This window comes from Edaphobacter sp., assembly GCF_035532915.1.
In the GTDB taxonomy this organism is placed as follows: domain Bacteria; phylum Acidobacteriota; class Terriglobia; order Terriglobales; family Acidobacteriaceae; genus Edaphobacter.
Genome location: NZ_DATKQC010000341.1, coordinates 1 through 5487, shown reverse-complemented (window position 1 = coordinate 5487; position 5487 = coordinate 1). Strand labels below are relative to the sequence as shown.

The 5487-nt window shown below is 56.3% G+C and carries 8 protein-coding genes; 5 read left to right on the top strand and 3 right to left on the bottom strand.

Annotation, left to right across the window (positions count from 1 at the left end; translation table 11 throughout):
* A partial coding sequence (locus VMU57_RS16290) for an SNF2-related protein (protein WP_325385301.1) occupies positions 1–425 on the bottom strand: 425 nt, incomplete at its 3' end.
* A gap of 318 nt (positions 426–743) precedes the next feature.
* Here VMU57_RS16290 and VMU57_RS16285 point away from each other — a divergent pair.
* Genes VMU57_RS16285 through VMU57_RS16275 form a run of 3 tightly spaced genes read left to right on the top strand, consistent with a single transcriptional unit; the run spans position 744 to position 1944 of the window.
* On the top strand, positions 744–1154 hold the full coding sequence (locus VMU57_RS16285; RefSeq protein WP_325385299.1) for an ASCH domain-containing protein: 411 nt from the start codon (positions 744–746) through the stop codon (positions 1152–1154).
* A 14-nt stretch (positions 1155–1168) separates the two neighbouring features.
* Positions 1169–1489 carry a hypothetical protein gene (locus VMU57_RS16280; RefSeq protein ID WP_325385297.1) on the top strand — a complete coding sequence of 107 codons (321 nt, stop codon included), beginning with the start codon at positions 1169–1171 and terminating at the stop codon, positions 1487–1489.
* On the top strand, positions 1486–1944 hold the full coding sequence (locus tag VMU57_RS16275; protein WP_325385296.1) for a hypothetical protein: 459 nt from the start codon (positions 1486–1488) through the stop codon (positions 1942–1944). The genes VMU57_RS16280 and VMU57_RS16275 overlap by 4 nt, the downstream gene beginning before the upstream one ends.
* 151 nt (positions 1945–2095) lie before the next feature.
* Here the strand turns inward: VMU57_RS16275 and VMU57_RS16270 are convergent, their stop codons facing one another.
* Both VMU57_RS16270 and VMU57_RS16265 read right to left on the bottom strand, forming a co-directional pair.
* Entirely contained in the window at positions 2096–3580 is a 1485-nt protein-coding gene (locus VMU57_RS16270; protein WP_325385294.1) for a ThiF family adenylyltransferase, read from the bottom strand.
* Positions 3577–4245, bottom strand: a complete 669-nt coding sequence (locus tag VMU57_RS16265) for a hypothetical protein (protein WP_325385292.1) — start codon at positions 4243–4245, stop codon at positions 3577–3579. Before VMU57_RS16265 ends, VMU57_RS16270 begins: the two co-directional genes overlap by 4 nt.
* A 172-nt stretch (positions 4246–4417) precedes the next feature.
* Here VMU57_RS16265 and VMU57_RS16260 point away from each other — a divergent pair, with 172 nt between their 5' ends.
* Together VMU57_RS16260 and VMU57_RS16255 are read left to right on the top strand one after the other, a co-directional pair.
* Positions 4418–4795: a helix-turn-helix transcriptional regulator gene (locus VMU57_RS16260; RefSeq protein WP_325385290.1), complete on the top strand. Its 378-nt coding sequence runs from the start codon at positions 4418–4420 to the stop codon at positions 4793–4795.
* On the top strand, positions 4792–5487 hold a 696-nt coding region (locus VMU57_RS16255), incomplete at its 3' end, for an ImmA/IrrE family metallo-endopeptidase (RefSeq protein WP_325385288.1). The genes VMU57_RS16260 and VMU57_RS16255, both read left to right, overlap by 4 nt.

The window sequence follows — 5487 nt, the reverse complement described above, 5'->3', positions numbered from 1 at the left end:
AAGGAGCAAATAACGATTGCATTCTGGGGTTCCAAAGGCCGCAAGTTGCCAGCCTTCACTGCCTCGTTGTACGACCTGCTCTCAAGAATCCGGCACGGCAGGAAGAACTTCTCGGTCAACTCTTGATGCCACTGCTTTCGGAGGTTTGCAGGGGTAATTACGAGCACGCGCCGCTTCCGCTCCGCCCACTTTTGTGAAAGGACCAAGCCAGCTTCGATCGTCTTGCCGAGGCCGACTTCATCCGCCAACAGAGCACCTTTGGACAGAGGAGAGTTGAAGGCAAATAAGGCAGCGTCAACCTGATGGGGATTTAAATCCACCTGCGCGCTCGCAACGGCTGCGGCGAGTTTCTCGATGTTGTCTGATGAGCAGCGCTTGGTTAGCTCATGAGCAAAATATTTGGCGTGGTAGTCTGTAAGATTCATGGTTCAAAACATATATAAAGTCGGGCTGTAACAGCTTTCGTTCTATTACGCCAAGAAGCCGTGGAGCTGGTATTGTTCATCGCTAAAACGGCGCGTGAGAATTCCCCTGGTTGCCGATTTGACGAAGTAACTCACCTGGTTAACTTTTTGTAGCGCGAAATGATACAGTTGGCTGGAAGCCCGCGACAGGGTCGGCAGCCGAGAGAAAGTATACAACTACGCAATTGTGCGCGCCATATCGTCGAATTTGGCGCGGAGCGCCGGTCGAGAGGGCTTGCGGTAGGATCCCCGTCGCGTGCGGACGCCCGAAAAGATTCCATGAAAGCTCTCACGATAAGGCAACCTTGGGCATATGCGATTCTGCACCTGGGTAAAGACGTGGAGAATCGGTCATGGCGAACGCATTATCGCGGCCCTCTGCTGATCCATGCGGCGAATTACCATGAGCGCCAACCCCGTGAGAAGCTCGCGGAGAACATATGCAGGCCGCCGTCTGCTGAAAGGCTTGCCAATCTCCCCGAAGGCTCCATTGTGGGAATCGCCCAAGTTGTCGGCTGCGTGAAGAATTCAAAGAGCCGGTGGGCACAGAAGGCCGCTTGGCACTGGCTGATTGAGGATCCGCGACCTATTAAGCCAGTCCAATGCAAAGGGAGCCTCGGGCTTTGGACGCCACCTTTCGAAATTATGAAGAAACTGCCGGAGTGGGTCAAGAAACTTGATCTCAAATGAGCAAATGTGCTCCAGTGTTCGACCGCTACATCGGCATTGATTATTCAGGCGCGAAAACGCCCACATCGAGTTTGAGCGGGCTACGCATTTACATGGCCGACATGAAGTCCATGCCGACTGAGGTGCTGCCGCCGCTGAGCCCGCGCAAGTATTGGACGCGGCGCGGTATGGCCGAATGCTTGTCGAGCGGCTTTCCGAAGAGCCGCCGACGCTCGTCGGAACTGATCATGGTTTCTCATTCCCAATGCAGTATTTTGAGCAGCACCGCCTGCCTCATGATTGGCCGGCATTCCTTGACGACTTCCAAAACCATTGGCCAACTGACGATGACTTGACATGCGTCGATTTTGTGCGCGACGGGATCGCAGGAAACGGAAAGGCGCGCGGCGGCAACTCTCTTTGGCGGCGGCTGACCGAGATTCGCGCTGGCGCGGCCAAATCGGTGTTTCAGTTCGACGTGCAAGGTGCGGTAGCGAAGTCCACCCACGCTGGTTTGCCCTGGTTGCGTTATCTCCGTCGGAGTGTGGGTGGGCGCGTTCATTTCTGGCCGTTCGATGGGTGGGGATTTCCAGCCGGCAAGTCAGTGGTCGTGGAGGTCTATCCATCAGTGTGGAGGCGGAGCTTCGGGCAGGAAGAACGGAACGACCACCAACATGACGCATATTCAGTTGCGGAATGGATGCGGCGCTGTGATCTCGATGGCAACTTAGCAATCTTTTTCCGCCCTGGCTTAACTCCAGCCGAGCGTGAGGTGGCTCACATCGAAGGCTGGATTCTCGGAGTGATGTAAGGCCATATTGGTCGCACGAGGCTCTATGCGGTTTCGAGGTTCTCGCTTTTCTCCAAACACGTGATTGTGCTCGGTGGATTACTTGAGGTGGGCACGTCTTGGGGACGCTGCTTTCGGAGCGCGGATGGAACTCGGGAGGCTGGCAGTCGTTCTATACAAGTCGATTGACCAAACGCAGCGCCCCTTTGGCTGCCCTTCTATACCTTGGTATTGATTTTTGGAACATGTGGGTATTTGACCCTTTGGTTCGAATACCGGTCGCGGTAATCCCGCAGTTGTCACCCAAAGCTGCGAGACCAGGGAACTGGCATTCGGGATGGCAGCTAGTATAGGTGGACGGCTCAGTGATGTTGCCGACGAAATGGTAGAGCTGCGCTCCCGGATTAGATTGGCCAAGCGGTGCGAGCGTCAGGGCAAGCATCTGGAGCATCTGCATACTGGCGCACGCCATTGAGAAAGCGAACACGTTTTCGCGGGCTTTCAGGGGATGGTCCTTCGGCAAACCAGCAATATAGCTCGGATCGTCAAGATAGCCATCGCGCTCGGTCTGAACGAAGCCAGGATCGTATTGGCCAAGGCATTGCAAGCACGGACGACCAACCGTTGCGGTATGCGCCTTCCAATCGGCCGCCGCGAGCTTCCCGAGCCGATTGCACCGGGCGGCTATACCACCATCGATTACGGGAACCAGATGCGCGTAGGCAATCAAGTTCAGGATATAGCGGCCCCAGGGTCGGTCAACGCAGGCGAAAATGACATCGCAATCAAGAGCCGCACGGAACCCTTTATCTTCATAAGCAGCAGCGACGACGGGTTCGACCCTGAAACTATCGGCCGTTGCCCGCTTGGCAAGATGTCTGGCTTGTACCTTGACTTTCAGTTTGCCGATATCGGACCTTGTCGCGTAGGAGAGCCGGTCCAGATTATGCTTTTCGATCCTGTCAAAATCGATCAACATTATATCTTCAAAGCCCGTCCGGACCAGGGTGTCCGCTATTAATCCGCCGACGCTGCCCGCGCCGATCACTCCGATCCGCAGACGGACGAGATCGCGCTGCGCTTCTTCTCCCCATGCTGAAACGGTACGAATCTGCTCTCCATTCGCAAGCGGGGGCGGCGCGAGCTCGTCCATGTATGTGACGCGAAGACGTTCCCCCACGGTGCGCACTGTTGCGCAGTTCTGTCGGGCATAGCTCCGTGGGGCCGTTCGCATCCAGAACCGGCCGCTCCAGGCTCCATCACCCGCTAGTGTGAGGCCGAGAAACGGCTGACGGGTAGCGCCTAAGACCGCACCGGCGTTGCCCTGCTCCGCTCTGACATCATCACGGCTCATGCCCTGCCATCCGGTCCCGAGCGGGTGGCTGTGCATAAGGGCGAGGCCCACGCCCGCCTCAGCCGCCTCCGAAAGTGCACGCTCGAAAAATGGCGGCTCGAAACTTGCATTGCCATGCACATTCCGGTCACCTTGGCGGGGAAGGACCAGCCGGTGGATCACCGCAGTTGTCCTGGAACGGCCCCGGCTCGGATGCCAGAGGGCGAAACATATATCCTCCTGGCCATCCGGCCGAAGCAGATGTGCGCGAGCATCGTCGGTGATATTGCCCGGCATTGCTATGCTGTAAGCGGCCCGGCTCATTGGGTCTCCCAAAGACGCCAGATGTGCGCCATGTAAGCCGCGACTGTGCGCTTTCTTTGCCCCCAGTCCTTGCAGGGACGCGACCAATATTGCCAGTCGCCCCCAGCGTTCTTGTTGAAGTCGGGCGACGCATGGACGCCACCCTGCGGATGAGGCAAATCATTGCTCGGGTGGATCGCCTGAATAGGCGGTGAGACATGTGGCCCGCTGGGAGTAATATTCGGGAAATCCGGTGGGACAATGAAGCCCAAACGGACCATTTTGCCGGCGCAGCGCCCGACCTCAACAGGATAATCGAAAATGAGATGGTCGGGCATGCTCATCAACACTTGCGGATCATAGCCAAGCGTGCGAAGCCCTTCGGCAAATGCCATTGGACCATTGTTGAAGGAGACCGGCGTCGGTCCCGTTGAGACAATCTGAAAACTTTCGTTGTTGTGGAGTTTGATCAACTCATCCCCCTTGCCCTGAAAGCTGACCTTGTGGTTCCCCTGGATCTCCACGAGGTAGTTAGTGGCCGGGTCCTTCTTCCCGTACTCGGTGATGATTTGGTTTGCGGTCAGTTGGCGTTCGTCGGTCGTAAAGTCTTCCCCGTCCACAAAAATGTGGATCGGGGGACAATGATCTTCGGCCTTGCTCAGCTTTACTTGAGTTGCGTGTTCCATTGTCAATTCTCCTTGTGCGCAAATTCGGGCAGTACATTCGGCCCATGACTGCATATTATCACGCGCAGCGCTAAGTATGTCAAGCGCATATTTAGCAGTGCTTGACGAATGCGGCAGATTGGTCCAGAATGGAGCCGTCTTGGAAAGAGGCTCACATTACGGAGGAAAGCAAATGGCAAAACCTGGCGACCAACGGCCGCCTGAAGATTCTTTCGGCGCACACCTCGCGCGTCTGCGTATCGCTGCTGGCTTGTCGCTGCGCGACGTTGAGGAAGCAACTGACCACGAGGTTTCAAATGCCTATTTGAGCCAGCTCGAGAAAAGCAAGATAACGAAACCGTCTCCGCATATCCTGTATGCTCTAGCACCTGTCCTGAAAACGTCCTATGAGGACCTGATGAAGCGCGCCGGTTACATCACGTCGGACCAGGATGGAAGAGGGCGAAAACAGACCAAAGTGGCAGCGTTCGCTGTGCAGGATCTCACCCCAGAAGAGGAAAGAAGTCTCCTCGATTACCTGGCCATGATAAGGAAACAGAAACGCAAGTGACAAGGCCAGATGACTCACTCCTCGATGCGCACCAGCTCGCAACGGTTCAGAAGTATGCTGACCGGCTTTTGCGGGAGGGGTCCGCGCTTGGTCGGTTCCCAACGCCGGTCGACGACCTTCTTGCAGCGGCGAAGCTGACTGTCGTGGATGACGAGGTGCTGAACGAGAGTGTGCTGCGCCAGCTTGTCAGAAAAGCAAAGGCGGGGATCACGACCATTAAATCCGCGCTCAGCAAAGTGCTGGGTCTGTTCGAATGTTATGAAGGGCTCGTTCTCCTTGACCGGGATGTGCCGAAGCCCAGGCTGCCATTCATCAAGCTGCATGAGGCTGGGCACGGCACGCTCCCACATCAACGCAATGCCTATCGTCTGGTACAAGACTGCGAAAAGACCCTGGATGCCGAGATCGGTGATCTTTTCGAACGAGAGGCTAACGTATTCTCCTCCGAGGTATTGTTCCAGGGTGACGTGTTCTCGAACGAGGCCCACGGACAGCGTTTCAACATCAAGGTCCCAATGAGGCTCGCGAGAAAGTTTGGCGCTTCGAACTACGCGGCATTCCGGCGTTACGTGATCACCAATCCGTTGGCCTGCTGTGTGGTCGTCCTGGAGCCGTCCGTCCGTAATGGTAAAGGGGGCTTTGCCGCCGAAGTGCGGCGTGCGGTGATGTCGAAGTCATTTGAGAGGATTTAT